The organism is Modicisalibacter muralis (assembly GCF_900102945.1).
Taxonomy (GTDB): Bacteria; Pseudomonadota; Gammaproteobacteria; order Pseudomonadales; family Halomonadaceae; genus Modicisalibacter; species Modicisalibacter muralis.
Genome location: NZ_FNGI01000001.1, coordinates 795,797 through 812,506, shown reverse-complemented (window position 1 = coordinate 812,506; position 16,710 = coordinate 795,797). Strand labels below are relative to the sequence as shown.

Annotated in this window: 16 protein-coding genes; 9 read left to right on the top strand and 7 right to left on the bottom strand. The window is 60.9% G+C overall.

Annotated elements, in window-relative coordinates; all coding sequences use genetic code 11:
- Positions 1–12 precede the first annotated feature (12 nt).
- The 3 genes from BLR92_RS03840 to gloB all read right to left on the bottom strand — a co-directional run bounded on the left by BLR92_RS03840 (position 13) and on the right by gloB (position 4,038).
- Positions 13–1,845, bottom strand: a complete 1,833-nt coding sequence (locus BLR92_RS03840) for an extracellular solute-binding protein (RefSeq protein ID WP_089725631.1) — start codon at positions 1,843–1,845, stop codon at positions 13–15.
- 79 nt (positions 1,846–1,924) lie between these two features.
- Positions 1,925–3,226 carry a LysM peptidoglycan-binding domain-containing protein gene (locus BLR92_RS03835; RefSeq protein WP_089725629.1) on the bottom strand — a complete coding sequence of 434 codons (1,302 nt, stop codon included), beginning with the start codon at positions 3,224–3,226 and terminating at the stop codon, positions 1,925–1,927.
- A gap of 44 nt (positions 3,227–3,270) precedes the next feature.
- On the bottom strand, positions 3,271–4,038 hold the full coding sequence (gloB, locus tag BLR92_RS03830) for a hydroxyacylglutathione hydrolase (RefSeq protein WP_089725627.1): 768 nt from the start codon (positions 4,036–4,038) through the stop codon (positions 3,271–3,273).
- A gap of 125 nt (positions 4,039–4,163) precedes the next feature.
- Between gloB and BLR92_RS03825 the strand changes: the two genes are divergently transcribed.
- Genes BLR92_RS03825 through nudC form a run of 4 tightly spaced genes read left to right on the top strand, consistent with a single transcriptional unit; the run spans position 4,164 to position 6,959 of the window.
- Positions 4,164–4,943, top strand: a complete 780-nt coding sequence (locus tag BLR92_RS03825) for a methyltransferase domain-containing protein (RefSeq protein ID WP_245703981.1) — start codon at positions 4,164–4,166, stop codon at positions 4,941–4,943.
- Positions 4,936–5,394, top strand: coding sequence for a ribonuclease HI (gene rnhA / locus BLR92_RS03820; RefSeq protein ID WP_089725623.1), 459 nt, complete (start codon positions 4,936–4,938; stop codon positions 5,392–5,394). The genes BLR92_RS03825 and rnhA overlap by 8 nt, the downstream gene beginning before the upstream one ends.
- 27 nt (positions 5,395–5,421) lie before the next feature.
- On the top strand, positions 5,422–6,183 hold the full coding sequence (gene dnaQ, locus BLR92_RS03815) for a DNA polymerase III subunit epsilon (protein WP_089725621.1): 762 nt from the start codon (positions 5,422–5,424) through the stop codon (positions 6,181–6,183).
- Positions 6,183–6,959, top strand: a complete 777-nt coding sequence (nudC, locus tag BLR92_RS03810) for an NAD(+) diphosphatase (protein ID WP_089725620.1) — start codon at positions 6,183–6,185, stop codon at positions 6,957–6,959. Before dnaQ ends, nudC begins: the two co-directional genes overlap by 1 nt.
- A gap of 60 nt (positions 6,960–7,019) precedes the next feature.
- Here nudC and BLR92_RS03805 read toward each other — a convergent pair whose 3' ends face one another.
- Positions 7,020–7,337: an SCP2 sterol-binding domain-containing protein gene (locus tag BLR92_RS03805; protein WP_089725617.1), complete on the bottom strand. Its 318-nt coding sequence runs from the start codon at positions 7,335–7,337 to the stop codon at positions 7,020–7,022.
- A gap of 156 nt (positions 7,338–7,493) precedes the next feature.
- Here BLR92_RS03805 and sohB point away from each other — a divergent pair, with 156 nt between their 5' ends.
- Positions 7,494–8,540, top strand: coding sequence for a protease SohB (sohB, locus tag BLR92_RS03800; protein ID WP_089725614.1), 1,047 nt, complete (start codon positions 7,494–7,496; stop codon positions 8,538–8,540).
- 8 nt (positions 8,541–8,548) lie between these two features.
- On the opposite strand, the gene BLR92_RS03795 is transcribed toward sohB, so the two are convergent.
- Positions 8,549–8,866, bottom strand: a complete 318-nt coding sequence (locus BLR92_RS03795; protein ID WP_089725612.1) for an ArsR/SmtB family transcription factor — start codon at positions 8,864–8,866, stop codon at positions 8,549–8,551.
- A gap of 483 nt (positions 8,867–9,349) precedes the next feature.
- On the opposite strand from BLR92_RS03795, the gene BLR92_RS03790 reads away from it, so the two are divergent.
- From BLR92_RS03790 to BLR92_RS03780, 3 genes are all read left to right on the top strand, one after another.
- Entirely contained in the window at positions 9,350–11,260 is a 1,911-nt protein-coding gene (locus BLR92_RS03790; RefSeq protein ID WP_089725610.1) for a propionyl-CoA synthetase, read from the top strand.
- Positions 11,261–11,427: 167 nt separating this feature from the next.
- Complete coding sequence (locus tag BLR92_RS03785) at positions 11,428–12,093, top strand: 7-cyano-7-deazaguanine/7-aminomethyl-7-deazaguanine transporter (RefSeq protein WP_089725608.1); 666 nt, start codon at positions 11,428–11,430, stop codon at positions 12,091–12,093.
- 43 nt (positions 12,094–12,136) lie between these two features.
- Complete coding sequence (locus BLR92_RS03780) at positions 12,137–12,925, top strand: alpha/beta fold hydrolase (protein ID WP_089725606.1); 789 nt, start codon at positions 12,137–12,139, stop codon at positions 12,923–12,925.
- A gap of 4 nt (positions 12,926–12,929) precedes the next feature.
- On the opposite strand, the gene BLR92_RS03775 is transcribed toward BLR92_RS03780, so the two are convergent.
- Positions 12,930–14,060 (bottom strand): ABC transporter substrate-binding protein, encoded by a 1,131-nt coding sequence (locus tag BLR92_RS03775; RefSeq protein WP_089725604.1) that lies wholly within the window; start codon positions 14,058–14,060, stop codon positions 12,930–12,932.
- Positions 14,061–14,269: 209 nt separating this feature from the next.
- On the opposite strand from BLR92_RS03775, the gene BLR92_RS03770 reads away from it, so the two are divergent.
- Complete coding sequence (locus BLR92_RS03770) at positions 14,270–15,979, top strand: potassium/proton antiporter (protein ID WP_089725603.1); 1,710 nt, start codon at positions 14,270–14,272, stop codon at positions 15,977–15,979.
- Positions 15,980–16,031: 52 nt separating this feature from the next.
- Here BLR92_RS03770 and BLR92_RS03765 read toward each other — a convergent pair whose 3' ends face one another.
- On the bottom strand, positions 16,032–16,622 hold the full coding sequence (locus BLR92_RS03765) for a hypothetical protein (RefSeq protein ID WP_139171564.1): 591 nt from the start codon (positions 16,620–16,622) through the stop codon (positions 16,032–16,034).
- Positions 16,623–16,710: the final 88 nt, after the last annotated feature.

Here is a 16,710-nt window from a genome sequence, read left to right as displayed (position 1 = left end):
ATCCTTATGCGTTCAGCCGCCGTGTTGGCGGCGAGTGACGGCCTTGGCGCGCTGGGGATCGACCCACCAGGCTGCCAGGTCCAGAGAGTATTCGGCAAACGGCTGCGGATAGCCGAACTTGTCCCACAGGGCGATTCTGATCGCGTCGAGATGGAATTGCGGAATCACATAGAACCCCCAGCGCAGAACGCGATCGAGCGCTTTGGCGGCGGTGTTCAAGGCTTCGCGCGAGTCGGCACGGATCAACTCTTCGACCAGCGCGTCGATGACCGGGTTCGTCAGGCCGATCAGGTTGCGGCTGCGTGGCTGGTCGGCGTAGGCACTGGTCCAGTATTCGCGTTGTTCGTTGCCCGGATTGTTCGATTGCGGAAAGCTCGCCACGATCATGTCGTAATCGAAGGTACGCAAGCGGTGCAGGTACTGGTTGACGTCGATGGTGCGGATATGGCCCTGGATGCCCAGGCGCTCGAGGGCATGCAGCAGAGGTTGGACGATGCGTTCGAACTGGGTGTCGTAGAGCAGCACCTCGAAGGTAAAGGGCTCGCCGGTCTGGCTGTCGACCAGCCGGCCATCGCGTATCTCGTAGCCGGCCTCTCGCAAAAGCGCCAGCGCCTTGCGCAAGCGCGGGCGCAGCTCGTCCGGGCGCTCGATGGGTAGCGGCTCTTTGAATACTTGCTCGGGCAGCTTGTCGCGATACGGCTCGAGCAGTTCGAGCTCGTCTTCGCTGGGCAGCCCGCTAGCTTCCATGTCGGAGTTCTCGAAGTAGCTATCGGTGCGCTCGTAGGCGCCGTAGAACAGGTTGGCGTTGATCCACTGAAAATCGAAGGCCAGGTTGAAGGCTCGGCGCACCCGGACATCCTGGAATTTTTCGCGCCGCAGGTTCATCACGTAAGCCTGCATACCGGCCGGCTGGCCACTGGGTACCAGCAGGCGTTCGACGAACCCCTGATTGGCGGCGGGGAAGTCGTAGGCCGTCGCCCAGTTGCTCGAGCTGGACTCGACGCGCAGGTCGATATTGCCGGCCTTGAAGGCCTCCAGCGCCACGGTCTGGTCGCGGTAGTAATCGAAGATCAGCCGATCGATATTGTGACGCCCGCGATTGACCGGCAGGTTCTCGCCCCAATAGTCCTCGACACGCTGATAGACGATACGCTGGCCGGGTTCGACGTGCGCGATCCGATAGGGGCCGGAGGCCAACAGCGGATCGAGCGTCGGTGTCGTGAACTCGCGATCCTTCCAGAAGTGCTCCGGCAATACCGGCAACTGGCCGAGGATGAGCGGCAACTCGCGGGAGTTTTGGGCGGCGAACTCGAAACGCACGGTGTGCTCATCGAGAGCCTTCACCGACGTCACATCAGCGTAATAGGCACGATAGAAAGGCTCGCCTTCATCGCGCAGCAGGCGAAAACTGAAAACCACATCCGCCGCGGTGACCGGGGTGCCGTCATGAAAGCGCGCTGCGGGGTGCAGGTCGAATTCCATCCAGCGGCGACCCGGGTCCAGGCGTATGCCTTCCGCCAGCAGGCCATACATGCTGAAAGGCTCATCGGGGTTTTGCACCATCAGCGTGTCATAGGTCAGCATGAGCCCGCTGGCGGGTGTGCCCTTGATGATGAACGGATTGGTGGAGTTGAAGCTGCCGGTCGAGGCGCGGACCATTTCGCCACCCTTGGGCGCCTCGGGATTGACGTAGGGGAAGTGGCTGAAATCCGCCGCTAGCGCGGGAGCATCGTACATCGACAGGCCATGCACGGTGGGTACGTCTTGCGGTGATGCGGCACATGCCAGCAACGGCGCCATGGTCGTGGCCACCGCCAGCACGGCGGCCCGAGCGATACGCAACATTGGCGGCTTCCTTCTGGTCATGGCTCGGCGCACGGAGCCTGTCGGTCAAACCCGACAGATCTCCGGCATCGCCAAGTTATCATCCTTCCCGATAAAGTGTTAGCAGCTGTCCGGGTTGTAAATACTGGTCGGCATCGAGGTCGTTCCAGCGCGCGATATCGGTCACCGAGACGTTATGCTGGGCCGCGATACCCGACAGGCTGTCGCCGCTGCGTACCTGAACGATGAATGTATCGCCGGTGGATTGGGTGGGGGCGCTGTCCGAAGGTAGCTTGAGTACCTGGCCAACGCGAATCATATCGCCACTCAGGCCATTGTATTCACGCAATATGCTCACCGGCACCGAGTGCCGCGCGGCGATCGCCGATAACGTGTCGCCAGGCTGCACCTGGTAGCGGTCCATGAACGCAATGGCTTCATCCGGCTGCTCGGCCAGCGCGCTAAGCAGCGTTTCGCGCGCATCGTACGGCACCAGCAGGCCGCCCGCGCGCTGCGGCACGGTGGTGGCCTGCAACAGCGCCGGATTGAGCGCTTCGAGCTTGTCGAGGCTGACATCGGCGAGGCTGGCAATCCGCTCGAGCGCTAACTGGCCCTGGACTTCGACACGCGCGAAAGCGGGGTTATCGGGGATCTTGGGCAGGCTGACGCCGTAGCGCTCCGGCTCGGCAATGATTTTCGACAACGCCAGCAGCTTGGGTACATAGTCCATGGTCTGGCGGGGCAGGTCGAGGTGCCAGTAATCGGCGGGTTCGCCGCGAGCCACGGCGGCGCGCAGTGCATGGTTGACCGTGCCGGCGCCGGCATTGTAGGCCGCCAGGGCAAGCTCGAGATCGCCGTCATACCATTGATCGGCCTGTTGCTGCAGATATTCGATGGCCGCGCGGGTCGAGGCGATCACGTCCAGCCGGCCGTCGTACCACCAGTCCCGGTGCAGGCCCAGGGCGTCGCCGGTGCCGGGCATGAACTGCCACAGCCCCGTGGCGCCGCCGGGATTGCGCGCGGTAGGGTCGTAAGCGCTCTCGATGAATGGCAACAGCGCGATTTCGCCGGGCATGCCGTGGCGTTCCAGTTCGTCGATGACCCAGCCCAGCCAGGGCCGGGCCTGCTCGGCCATGGTGGCGACACTGCGCGGGTGGCTGCGGTAATAATCGATCCACTCCCGCACGCGGGGCTCGTCGGTATCGACCTGCCATTGGAAATTGTCGCGCAGATCCACCCACACCGTGGTCGGTTCGGCCGGCACCAGTACCAGAGCATTCCAGAATGGAGCAGTGGTATCGCCGGATTTGGCTTGCGCAACGCCGCTTGAGGCGATGCACGTTAACAGTAGTAGCCCACCCGCCAGACCAAGGGCCTGGCGGCGGGTCGATCGATCTCTCATGTCTTGGTGTCCTCGTGGGCGCGTTGCGTGGCGTCCATGGGCGTTCAAAAGTTGTCTTTCCAGGCACGCAGGGTGGTAAAGGTGGCCAGCGGCGAATCGGTAGGACCCTGCGCGGCGGCGGTGGTTTTGACATCGGCATCGTCGGCGCGCAAGAAAGGATTGATCTGGCGCTCGCGGCCGATGGTGCTGGGTAGTGTCGGACGTTCCAGTTCGCGGGCACGCTGACAGTCGCGCAGGTAGGCATCGCGAATCGTGTTGTTCGGCTCGGCGGCCTGGGCGAAACGCAGATTGGCCAAGGTATACTCGTGGGCGGCGAAGACCAGCGTATTGTCGGGCAGCGCGGCGAGCCGTGACAGTGAGTCGTGCATCTGTTCCGGGCTACCTTCGAATAAACGTCCGCAGCCCGCTGAAAATAGCGTATCGCCACAGAACAGCAGCGGCGGGGTACCGTCGGCGAAAAAGGCGATGTGGTCCAACGTATGACCGGGTACGGTCATTACGCTGAAACGACGCCCCAGCACGCGACATTCGTCGCCGTCGCCCAGGCGCTCGTCCAAAGCCTCGATGTTCGGGCTGTCAGGGCCGATGATACGCGGCGAATAGCGTTTGGCGAGCTCGGGGATTCCGCCGGTATGATCGAGGTGGTGGTGCGTTATCAGGATCGTCGAAAGGCCGAGCCCTTCGCGCTCGAGGTACTCGATCACCGGCCCGGCATCGCCAGGGTCGACAACGGCGACATCGGTGGTGGTATCCTGGCGTAACAGCCATATATAGTTATCGCTAAAGGCTGGAATCGGTGTCACGCTCAACATGGAAAGTCAGTCCTCGACGCGGTTGTCTGCGGCCCGCTCATGTCCCATGCTCACGGCGTATCTTGAAAGGCAGGGCGAAAGACAGGCAGCGCAAAATGGCTAAACCTTGGGGGGATCGGCGCGCTGTGTCAAATTCGAATATAACGATATCGCTGGCTCAATTGGTTCGAGAGGGCCGTCACTACTGGGCATCGAGCGCTGGCCAGGCGCATTTGCAGGCCCAGCGCGCCTGCCTGGGGCCAGTTTGTGAGCGATTGTTCGGCGCACACAGTTTGCAGCTCGGGATGGCGCCGCGCTTGACCGATATGTGCCCGATACGTCATGCCCTTGGTTGGTCGCCAACCCGCGAGTTGGCCGAAGACGAATCCTGTGTGGTATGCGCCCCCGATCAATTGCCGTTTGCCGATGAATGCCTGACGCTGGTCGTCGTTCACCACTTGCTCGAGGTGGTGCCCGAACCTCACCGCCTGTTGCAGGAGGCCACTCGCGTCGTGGCCGACGATGGTCGCCTGGTGCTGTTCGGCTGGTCGCCCCTGGGCCTGGAAGGGATGAACCGACCCTGGCCCCGGCGCCGCAGTGAACTGCCATGGCGCGGCCATTGGCGCACGCCGGGGCGTCTCAAGGACTGGTTGGCATTTGTCGATTTCGAAATCGAACGGATAGACTACTGCGGCTTCCGCGTGCCTGGCGGCGTGCCACGCAATGCCTCCCTGGAAACGTTTGGACGACGTCACAATCTGCCTCTGGGCGATACCTACATGATTCGTGCGCGGCGCCGCATGCATTGGGCGCAAGTGTCGCGCCCGCGCCTGCCCAGTCCCGCGGTGGGTGGCCCGTTGCTCGGCCACGCCCCGCGCGTGGCGGCCCATGAACCCGAATGCGAAAGGATGACCGAGGTTGACTGATACCGCACTACCCGAAGTGACGATCCACACCGACGGTGCCTGTCGTGGCAATCCCGGTCCGGGCGGCTGGGGGGCGCTGTTGAATGCCGGGCGCCACGAGAAGACGTTGAACGGCTTCGAGGCCACGACCACCAACAACCGCATGGAACTGATGGCCGCGATCATGGCGCTGCGGGAGCTCAAGCAGCCTTGTCGCGTGGCGCTTTACACCGACTCGGAATACCTGCGCAAGGGCATCACCGAATGGATCCATGGCTGGCAAAAACGCGGCTGGAAGACCGCCGCCAAGCAGCCGGTGAAAAATGCCGATCTATGGCGCGAACTGCTCGCCGAGAGCGAGCGTCACCAGGTGCGCTGGCATTGGGTCAAGGGCCACAGCGGCCACCCGGGCAACGAGCGAGCCGATGCGCTGGCCAACGCCGCTATCGATGCGACGATGGCCACTCAGTAACTTTTTCCCGCTATTGACGAGACAGATATGCGCCAGATCGTCCTGGATACCGAGACCACCGGCATCGACCCCAAGGAAGGCCACCGTCTGATCGAGATCGGCGCGGTGGAATTGATTAACCGCCGCCTGACCGGCAAGACGTTTCATCAGTACATCAACCCTGAGCGAGAGATCGAAGCCGAGGCGATCGGGATCCACGGTATCACCAACGAGCGCGTTGCCAGCGAACCGCGCTTCGCCGAGGTCGCCGATGCCTTCTGGGCCTTCATCCAGGGCGCCGAACTGGTGATTCATAACGCCGCCTTCGACGTCGGTTTCATCGACCATGAATTCGGCCTGCTGCACGGTCTGCGCGGCGAACCGCGCTTGGGGCCGGTCGCCGATCACTGCGGCGTGCTCGATACGCTCAAGCTGGCCCGGGACAAGCATCCTGGGCAGCGCAATAGTCTCGATGCGCTGTGCAAGCGCTACGAAATCGATAACGGCCACCGCGTACTGCACGGCGCGTTGCTCGATGCCGAGATTCTCGCCGACGTTTATCTGACCATGACCGGCGGGCAGACCGCGCTATTGCTCGATGCCGACGCCCAGGGTGGCGACGGAGCCGCCAGCGGTGGCCTCGGTGGTATTCGTCGCTTGAGCGACGAGCGGCCACGCTTGGCCGTGATAGCCCCCAACGACAGCGAACTTGCTGCCCACCATGCCAAGCTGGCAGGCATTCGTGAAAGCGCCGGCCAGTGTGGCTGGGATACGCTATCGGGCTGGGAAACCAGCCAACGAGGAGATTGATGTTTTGTCGCGATCTAGCCGCCGCCGAAAAGCACGGCGGTGGCCTGCTGGTTCGTCTCAACGAACGCGGAGGGATCGCGCCGGCCACCGATGGTGGCATCCTGATCGAAACGAACGAGTGGCCCGAGGCGGCGCAGCCTCTGGGCTTCTGGCACGAGCGCCCGGTGGCGGTGACCGTCGCCCCCGGTGATGACGGCTGGCCATCCGCGCGCGCCTGGCTGGCCGAGCTTCCCGATGCAGCCTTTCCGCTGGTTTCCACGGCATTGCAGGTGGTGGCATGGCAGCGCAATCACCGCTTCTGTGGCCGCTGCGGACAGGCAGCCGAGCGAGTGATCAGTGAGTTCGCCATGCAATGCCCGGCGTGCGGACACCGCAATTATCCGCGTATTTCGCCCTGTATCATTACTTTGGTCACTCACGGCGAGGATCTACTGCTTGCACGCAGTCCGCATTTCGCGCCAGGGCGCTATTCGACCCTGGCGGGTTTCATCGAACCCGGCGAAGCGGCCGAGGAGGCGGTGCGCCGCGAGATATTCGAAGAGGTCGGGGTGACGGTGGGGCGCATCGAGTATTTTCGTAGCCAGTCCTGGCCGTTCCCGCATGCGCTGATGCTGGGGTTCTTTGCCGAGGCGGTCGAGCGTCGCATTCGTGTCGATGGCGTGGAAATCGTCGATGCTGCCTGGTTCTCTCCGCGCCGACTGCCGCAATTACCGACGCCTTTTTCGATCTCGCGTGCCTTGATCGAGGCGCATCTGGGTGCGCTGGGTACACGCTAATGGCAAGCTTGAAACGGCGACGACCTCCTGAGAAAGGGCATCGCCGTTAGACGGACGGGGTTAGCGGCTTGGGAACAGGCTGGTCAGCTTGGTCGCCAGCATCACGTTACCGCTGGCCTTGAGCTTGCCCGACATGAAAGCCTGCATGCCGTTGATCTCGCCATTCATGACACCTTTCAGCGTGGCGCTGTCGGTCGACAGGGTGACTGACGGGTCGTCGTGTTCGCCCTGAAGCACGTCCAGGTTGCCGTCCTTGACGACCAGGTAATAGTCGTCGGCATCGCTGATATTGAATTGGAATATATCGTCCACGCCTTTGGCGGCCTGTGGATCGAAGCGAGACTTGAGACTGTCGATAGTGCTGGGCGTGTCGGCCATGATGGGTTTTGCCTCGAAGGTTGGATGGGTAACTTGCCCCGAGCTTATTTAAAACGGACGTTTGAAGCAACTTGTTTGCGATACGTGAGTCATTGTTCATGACGTTCGGCATATCGCCGGGTAGCATCGGAAAAGTGAAAATAATGGGAGAGATAAGTGAGCGACTGGTTATCCGGCTATGGCCTGTTTCTGGCCCAGGTCATCACCCTGAGCGTGGCAATAGGCCTGTTGATCGTGCTGGCAACTCGCTTGCGTGGTCGGGAAGAGCACGGCCGGCTGCGCATCGAAGAGCTCAACACCCGCTATCGCGCTCGCCAACGTCGGCTGCGCCTGGCAAGCCTGGATAAAAAACACCGCAAGGCAGCGCTAAAGGCTTTCAAGAAGGATGATAAACGCGAGACGCGCGGCACGACCAAGAAAGGCGGTCAGGAGCAGAGCCGACGATCAAGTGTTTGGGTGCTGGATTTTCATGGCGATATCAAGGCCTCGGCAACACCGCGCCTTGCCGAGGAAGTGTCGGCGGTGCTTGGCGTAGCCGAGGAGGGCGACGAGGTGGTCGTGCGCCTGGAATCACCCGGCGGCTTGGTCCACGCCTACGGGCTGGCCGCGGCGCAACTCGATAGGCTGCGTCAGGCGGGGGTCCCGACCACGGTATGCGTCGACAAGGTCGCTGCCAGCGGCGGCTACCTGATGGCTTGTTGTGCCGATCGTTTACGTGTCGCGCCATTCGCGGTGATCGGTTCGATCGGGGTGGTCGCGCAACTGCCCAATATCCACCGCCTGCTCAAGAGGCACGACATCGATGTCGAGCTGCTGACGGCCGGGCGCTACAAGCGCACGCTGACGGTGCTCGGCGAGAATACCGAGGAGGGGCGCGAGAAATTCGCCGAGGATCTGGAAAATGTCCATGACCTGTTCAAGCGCTACGTCGCCGAGCGCCGCCCGGCATTGGATATCGAAGCGGTGTCCACTGGTGAGATATGGTACGGCAGTGAGGCGCTGGGCAAGGGGCTGGCCGATGCCGTGGGTACCAGCGAGGCTTATCTGCTGGATCGCATGAAGGAGGCACGAGTGGTCTCCCTGGCATTGGAAAAGCGCCGTGGACTGACCGAGCGCCTGGGTTTGGCGGTCTCGGCGGGCGTGGAAAGGGGAGTGCAGCGTCTCTATGAAACACTGGAAGCTAGCGGTTGGCAGCGTCGCTGACTGGTCTTTCAGCCGGCGTAGAGTTTGGCCAGGGTATCGACCACGGTGCGTGCCTCGTCACCTTGAAGCGAATAGTAGATAGTCTGCGATGAGCGTCGCGTGGCAACCAGCCCCTCGCGGCGCAGTATCGCCAGATGCTGGGAAAGCGCCGATTGACTGAGCGCGAGCTTGGCATTGAGTTCGGAGACCGATAGTTCGCCCTCGTCGAGCAGACACAGAATACGCAGACGATTCTCGTTGGCCATGGCTTTGAGTAGATTGGTCGCGTTGGCGATGACGTTATCGTCCTTGTCGAGTCGTTGTGCGGCGGTTTGACGAGTGCTCATGGTGCATCTCCTACCGGTGATGGCTCCACGCAGCAGTGGCGGCGTGCAGGCCGCTGCGAGCGGTGTTTGCAATGGCCGTACCAAACGACGGTCGGCCGTTCATTCGCGTCAGGGCTGTTTATTCGGTTCAAGACTGTCCTTTTGGTTCAATTTCGGCCGGCCCAGGCTTGTCGCTAAGGTGTCTATTCAAGGACCTCCTTTCTGATTTAGCGAATCTTCAAGAACTTCGCCAACCTTGTCCAAGCAGCCATTTAACGCTAAATAATCGAAGCAGATACCCTAGGATTAGTGGTTATCAGCGTTATTGTCGACAATTTTCTATGACTAATTGCCGATTAAACGATTAAGGCTACAACTTTTGGCGCTATTTAGCCGATGGTATGAAGGCAATACCGTCATGTTGCTCTAAAGTGTTGTCAACAATCATCTCGACTGTTCCGCCTACGCGGTTCGTTAAAAACCATAATCATAAGTAGGTTTTTCATGCGCACGTACCAGACTGAATACCAGCGTTCGGTTGCCCAACCTGACGTTTTCTGGGCAGAACAAGCCTCACGTATCCCCTGGTTCACGCCGCCTCGAGTCGTGCTGAATCATGACGACCAAGGCCATGCACGCTGGTACGGCGATGGCGAGCTCAACACCTGCTACGTGGCGCTGGATCACCATGTCGAGACGGGGCGCGGCGACCAGCCGGCGATTTTCTGGGATTCACCGGTCACCGATGCCAGGCGCACACTGAGCTATCGTGAGTTGCGCGATCAGGTGGCGGTCTTCGCCGGCGCGCTGGCAGGGCTCGGCGTGGAAAAGGGCGACCGGGTGGTGATCTATATGCCAATGGTGCCCGAGGCGTTGATCGCCATGTATGCCTGCGCGCGCCTGGGCGCGGTCCATTCGGTGGTGTTCGGTGGCTTCGCCGCCCGCGAACTGGCCGTGCGCATCGACGATGCCGAGCCCAAGGTCATCGTTGCCGCTTCCTGTGGCGTCGAGGTCGACAAGGTATTGCCCTACAAGCCGATCATCGATCAGGCACTCGAACTGAGCGCGCACCAGCCGTCGGCTTGCGTGATTCTGCAGCGCGAACAGCTGCGCGCCGAGATGGGCGTGATCGATCATGACTGGCAGGCGCTGATTGAAAGCGCCGCGCCGGTCGATTGCGTGTCGGTCAAGGGCACCGATCCGCTGTACATCCTCTACACCTCCGGCACGACCGGCAAACCCAAGGGCGTGATGCGCGATCATGGCGGCCATGCCGTGGCGTTGCATTATTCCATGGAACATATCTACGGCATGGCACCGGGCGAGGTATTCTTCTCGGCTTCCGATATCGGCTGGGTCGTGGGTCACTCCTACATCGTTTATGCGCCGCTGATACGTGGCTGCACGACTGTGGTCTATGAAGGAAAGCCGGTGCGCACGCCGGACGCCAGTGCCTTCTGGCGCGTGATCGAGGAGTACCAGGTACGGGCGTTCTTCACCGCGCCGACGGCCTTTCGCGCGATCAAGAAGGAGGACCCCGATGGCCAGGGGCTGCAGAAACACGACATTAGCTGCCTGAGAACGCTCTTCCTGGCCGGCGAGCGCCTCGACCCGCCGACCTTTCATTGGCTGGACGACCTGCTCGATGTACCGGTGATCGACCATTGGTGGCAGACCGAAACCGGCTGGCCGATTGCCGCCAATCTTCAGGGGCTCGACCCACAGCCGGTCAAACCCGGCTCGGCGACCTTTCCGGTGCCGGGCTTCGATGTCCAGGTACTCGATACCCAAGGCGAGCCTGCCACGCCCGACGAGCAGGGCAGCGTGGTCATCCGCCAGCCGATGCCGCCGGGTTGCCTGACCGGGATATGGCGAGACCCCCAACGCTTTCATAGCGCCTACATGGCCGCCTACCCGGGTTACTATCTGACCGGCGACGGGGGGTATTTCGATGCCGATGGTTATTTGTTCATCATGGGCCGCACCGATGACGTGATCAACGTGGCCGGCCATCGGCTGTCCACCGGCGAGATGGAAGAAGTCGTCGGTTCGCACGCGGCGGTCGCCGAGTGCGCGGTGGTGGGCATTCAGAACTCGCTCAAGGGCCAGGTTCCCGTTGGATTGGTGATTCCCAAGGACGGTTTCGATGGCGATACGGATGCGCTCGAGCGTGAGCTGATTGCGCTGGTGCGCGAGAAAATCGGCGCCATCGCCAGTCTCAAGCAGGTGCTGGTGGTGTCGCGGCTGCCCAAGACGCGCTCAGGCAAGATTCTGCGCAAGCTGCTGCGAAGCATCGCCGATGGCGAGGAGTTCGGCATCCCGTCGACCATCGACGATCCGAGCAGCCTGCAAGACGTCCAGGAGGCAATGGTCGAGCATCAGGTAGGCGCTGCCGATCGGGCGCGCCAGGTTTAACTCAAATGGCATGATATGCCTGATTGAAAGAATGGCCACCAGCCGACAATCGGGGACGGTTTCTGTATACTATCGCCCGATTCGCACTGCCCTGCTCTTCGCGCATGGCTCATATCCCTGGTGGACGAGGGTTCCCTCACCCCTCGGCTGTACAAAAAGGATGCCCGATGCTCGCACTCACCGATAGCCAATACCGCCGCTGCCTTATCGCGCTGGTTGCCTTCCATATTCTTATTATCGCCGCCAGTAATTATCTGGTGCAGTTGCCTTTCACGGTCTTCGGTTTACATACCACCTGGGGCGCGTTCAGTTTCCCGTTCATCTTCCTCGCCACCGATCTCACCGTGCGGTTATTCGGCAAGGGGCCAGCGCGTAGGATCATCGCCCGGGTCATGCTACCGGCGCTGGTCATTTCCTACGTGCTATCGGTGCTGTTCGAGAAGGGCGATTTCAGGAGCTTCGAGGCGCTGGGTAGCTTCAACCTGTTCGTCGCGCGTATCGCCCTGGCCAGTTTCATGGCTTACGTGATTGGCCAACTGCTGGACATCCAGGTTTTCGACCGGCTGCGACGCAGCGCGCGCTGGTGGGTGGCACCGGCGGTATCGACGGTGTTCGGCAATCTGGCCGATACGTTCGCGTTCTTTGCCATCGCCTTTCACCAGGGACCGGATGCCTTCATGGCCAGCCATTGGGTCGAGATCGCCTGGGTCGACTACGCCGTCAAGCTGACGATTTCCCTGCTACTCTTTTTGCCGTTGTACGGCATCCTGCTGGGCTGGCTATCGCGCCGGTTGTTGATCTGGGGCGCCAGGCCGAGTGAAGAACGCATCTAGATGATCACCTATTGGAAGACGCCACACGAGCAAAGGACGTTGCATGAGCCAAACTGTCGAGTTGCATTTTCAGGATAATGGCCCAGCGGATGGGCATCCGCTGGTGGTACTGCATGGGCTGTTCGGCAGTGCCGACAACTGGCGATCGCATGTCAGGAAATGGCAGGGCCAACACCGGGTGATCACGGTGGATCTGCGCAATCATGGCGAGTCGCCCCACGCACCGAGCATGAATTACGCGGATCTGGCCAACGATGTGGTGACGCTGCTTGACCGGCTGGGTATCGAACGCTGCGATCTATTGGGCCATTCGATGGGTGGCAAGGTCGCTATCAGCCTGGCACGATGTTTTCCCGAGCGACTGACATCGCTGATCGTCGCCGATATTGCCCCGGTGGCCTACGCGCACGACCACGACACGATCATTGCTGCCATGCGCCGCGTCGAGGAAGGCCAACCGACTTCCCGCAAGGCGGCGGATGCGCTGTTGGCAGAGCGGATCGAGACGTTGGCCGTACGGCAATTTCTGGCGACCAACCTGGTGCGTAGCGACACCGATAAGGTGTTGCACTGGCGAGTAGGGCTCGACGAGATCGAGACGGACTATGCGGCGATTGCCGCCGAGCCAGCCGGGGATAGCGCTTATCAGGGGCCGACGCTGGTGCTGCGCGGTGGGCAATCCGATTACGTGTCCGATGCCGTGCTGCCCCGACTCCGCGAGGTGCTACCCAAGGCCGAGATCGTTACTCTGGATGCCGGTCACTGGCTACACGCCGAAGCCCCGGAAGCTTTCCGGCAAGCCGTCAACGAATTTCTCGACCGGCGCTCCTAGATGACTAGGGGGAAGAACCCAACTCGACCGCGAGCCGCTTGACTGGCGTGAGTGCCTCGATCAGGCCGCGCTTTTGCAGATAGGCTTCGAAACGCACGTAGCGCTGTTCTTGCAATACGCCGGGACGCAGCGCGAGGTAGCGCAGCGTTTCCGGCCATGCCCGGGCGTTGATCTCGGTATCCAGTGCCGGCCTGGCGCGGCGCACCAGTTCCCAGGCCTGCTCGGGATGGTTGATCAGCCAGACGGTGGCACTTTGCAGGGCATCGAGAAAATTCGCGATGTCCCGGTGGTGTTGCTTGAGGACATCGCGGTTGGCGATCAGAATCATTTCATCGTAAAGCGGTACGCCATGCTCCTCGACGGCAAATTCAATCGCCGTCACCCCCTCCTGGGCCATCTGGCGTCGTTCCATATGACGCTGCGCGCCAATCACCGCATCGACTTCATTCTGAATCAATGAGCGTGCAAGCGCGAAGTCGACTCGCTTGAGCTTCATGTCTTTCGGCGACACGGACTGGCTGGCCAACATGCCATCGAGCAGCAGCCGAGCCTGGTCTTCGAGAGCGTAGCCGATCGTCTTGCCCTTGAGCTCGGATAATGAACCGATGCCGCTGTCTTCGCGTACCAGCAGGGCATTGAGTGGCAGCGGGACCAGCGTGCCGACACGAATCAACGGCAAGCCCTGTTCGACCAGCAAGTGCAACCGGGGCTGTGACGTTATCGCCAGTTCGGTGCGCCGTGCGGCGACCAGCTTGGGTGGAACGCTGGGGTCGGCTGGCATGGTCAGGGTGACTTCGAGCCCCTCGCGGTCGAACAGCCCACGTTCCTGAGCGACGATCAGCGGCGCATGGTAAAGGTTGAGATACCAGTCGAGCATCACGTTCAGGCGATGCTCGGGCGGCGGAGTGATCGGCTCGGCTTCTCGCACGATGGTCCGGGGTGGGGGAGAGATGATTGGGCCAGCCTTGCCTTTGCCTACGCGATTGAGCGGCCGTTCGCCATTCACGGCGGCTCTGGCTGCGCTGACTGCGGCCTCGCTGACCGTCGGCGTGGTGTCCTGGCCCTGGACCGGCCCACTGATAGCCAGCACCAGCATCAGCGCCATCACCAGAATGTTGCGCGGCAGTATGATCATGGAGTCCTCTTCGGCGGCGAAGGGCCGGTGCTACCAGGGTTGCGGTCGCACAGTCTATCCTCGGCGATGACGTCGTGACCAGCCTGGAAAATCAACGACACGGGCCCGCTACCAACCCGCTCGAAGCGCTTCGCCATGCGGTTATCGCCCATCGCGGCGGTTAGGATGGCATGGCATAATTGGCGCGTCGTTTCTCGAAAGGCCCCGCCATGGATAGCATCAACACCCTGTTTATTTTCAGCGGCTCGCTGATCGCCCTGAGCATTCTCGCCAGCCGCTTGTCATCGCTGTTCGGGCTGCCGCTGCTGGTGATTTTCCTTGGGCTGGGAATGCTCGCTGGCGAAGACGGGTTGCTTGGCATCGAGTTCGACGACTACTCGTTGGCTTTCATTATCGGCCACCTGGCCCTGGCGATGATATTGCTCGACGGTGGCCTGCGAACACGCCTCAAGACCTTTCGCGTGGGTTTCAAGCCGGCCTTGTCGCTGGCCACGCTGGGTGTGTTTGTCACCAGCGGGGTGGTCGGCGTCTTCGCCATGTGGGTTTTCGATCTTAACCTGATCCAGGGATTGCTGGTCGGCGCCATCGTCGGCTCCACCGACGCGGCAGCGGTGTTCTCGATGCTCAGCGGGAGCGGGGTCAACATCAACGAACGCGTCAGCGCCACGCTGGAGATCGAATCGGGCACCAACGACCCGATGGCGATCTTCCTGACCATTACCCTGATAGAAGTGCTAACGGGCGATATTGGTGGGCCACTGGATACGCTGCTGATGTTCATCAAGCAGTTTGGCCTGGGACTGCTGATAGGCCTGGGTTTTGGCTGGCTGAGCGCACGATTGTTGCGCGCGATGGACCTGGCGCCAGGATTGTATTCGCTACTGGCGTTGGCGTTGGGCTTTTGTATTTTCGGCTTGACCAGCGCCTTGGGTGGCAGTGGTTTCCTGGCCATTTATCTGGCGGGGCTGATGATCGGCAATCGGCCGGGACGCCATCTTCAGTTCATTCTACCGGTCCACGATGGACTGGCATGGCTGAGCCAGATCGGCTTGTTCCTGGTGTTGGGCATGCTCGTCTCGCCCAGCGAAATGCTCGAGTACGCCTTGCCCGGCGCGCTGGTGGCGTTGGTACTGATCTTCGTTGCGAGGCCGCTGGCGGTGGTATTGGCGATCAAGCCCTTCTTCAGCTTTCGTTGGCGCGAGATCACCTTCATTTCCTGGGTGGGGTTGCGTGGCGCGGTCCCCATCGTGCTGGCGATCTTTCCGGTGATTGGCGGTGTCGAGAACTCCGCACTGTATTTCAACGTGGCCTTTTTCGTGGTTCTGCTGTCGTTACTGGTGCAGGGGGCTTCGCTGGCTCCGGTGTCCCGCTGGACGCGGGTTGAAGTCCCTATCGGCGTCACGCCGAATCACCGTGGCGTGCTGGGTATCCTGCCTGAAAACGACTATGAAGTATTCGTCTACAAGGTCGAGAACGAAGCCTTGGAAGACGTGCCTATCCGCCTGCTACGCTTCCCCTCCGGGGCATTGATCTCGGCGCTGTTTCGCCAACACGCGATGTTGCATCCCAAGGGCAGCACGCAGTTGCGGCTCGGCGACGAGTTGTGTGTGATCGGCCGCACCGACGACTTACCAGCGCTCAATCGGTTATTCAATGGCAACGCCCGTCTCAAGCGTGAGCGCGCGTTCTTCGGTACGTTCACGCTCGATGGCGATGCGCTGATGAGCGAAGTCGCCAGCGCCTATGGCCTTACGCTCAGCCCCGGCGAACAGGATATGTCGCTGGGTGAGTTCGTATCGCTGCGTGTCGGTGGGCATCCGGTCGTGGGCGACGATGTCGGCTGGCACGGCATTCATTGGGTGGTCAGTGCAATGGATGCCAACCGAGTGACCAAAGTGGGCTTACGGCTCTATCAATAGTCGGTGATTGATACACGCGGCATGGCTATAAGCGTTGCTGTAGGCGGAGTTCTCAAGTTCGGTGCAGTTGTTCGAACTCGGCCTTGAGATCCCGGTCATGCACCACGATCTCCGAGGTCTTGATGGTGCCTCTGGCATCTTTCCACTGCACGGTATTGTTCCCTTCTACGAGTGCGGCATTGGCTTCGGCGGCCGTCGAAACGGGAACGTCGTTGATATGGTAGATAGCGGCTTTCTCGGTAAGCGTGCCCAGGAGTGGGCTGCCACTCGACATGCGCAGTACTTTCAGCGCCTTGCTGTCATCTGCGAATTCGTCACTGGCAAGTTGATGGCGGGAGGCGTCCGGGTAGGGGCCTTGATCGATTTGCATATCTCCTTGGCGATAGAAATCAATCGTGTTCTTCAAGTCATCGTTGAGTATCGAGCAAAACACGGCAAGCAGCAAAAGAACCAGTGTTAAGCCAATCAGACCGAAAATCACCGGATAATCGTAGCTAGTACGGACAATAGAGGCATTATCGGTAACAATTAATTCTTTAATAATGCCGCAACGTATAATCAAGTACGTCGAGCATATTGCCGAACCAGTGGCCAAGGCCCAGGCCACCCATATCCCGACATCCCATTTATTAGGATTTGCCATTATTTTTTCTCTGCGTTCTGAACGTGGTCATTATAGATAGCTTACGCGAAGCAATTCCAGACCTCGTTAGGTAGTTGTTTCAACCCAA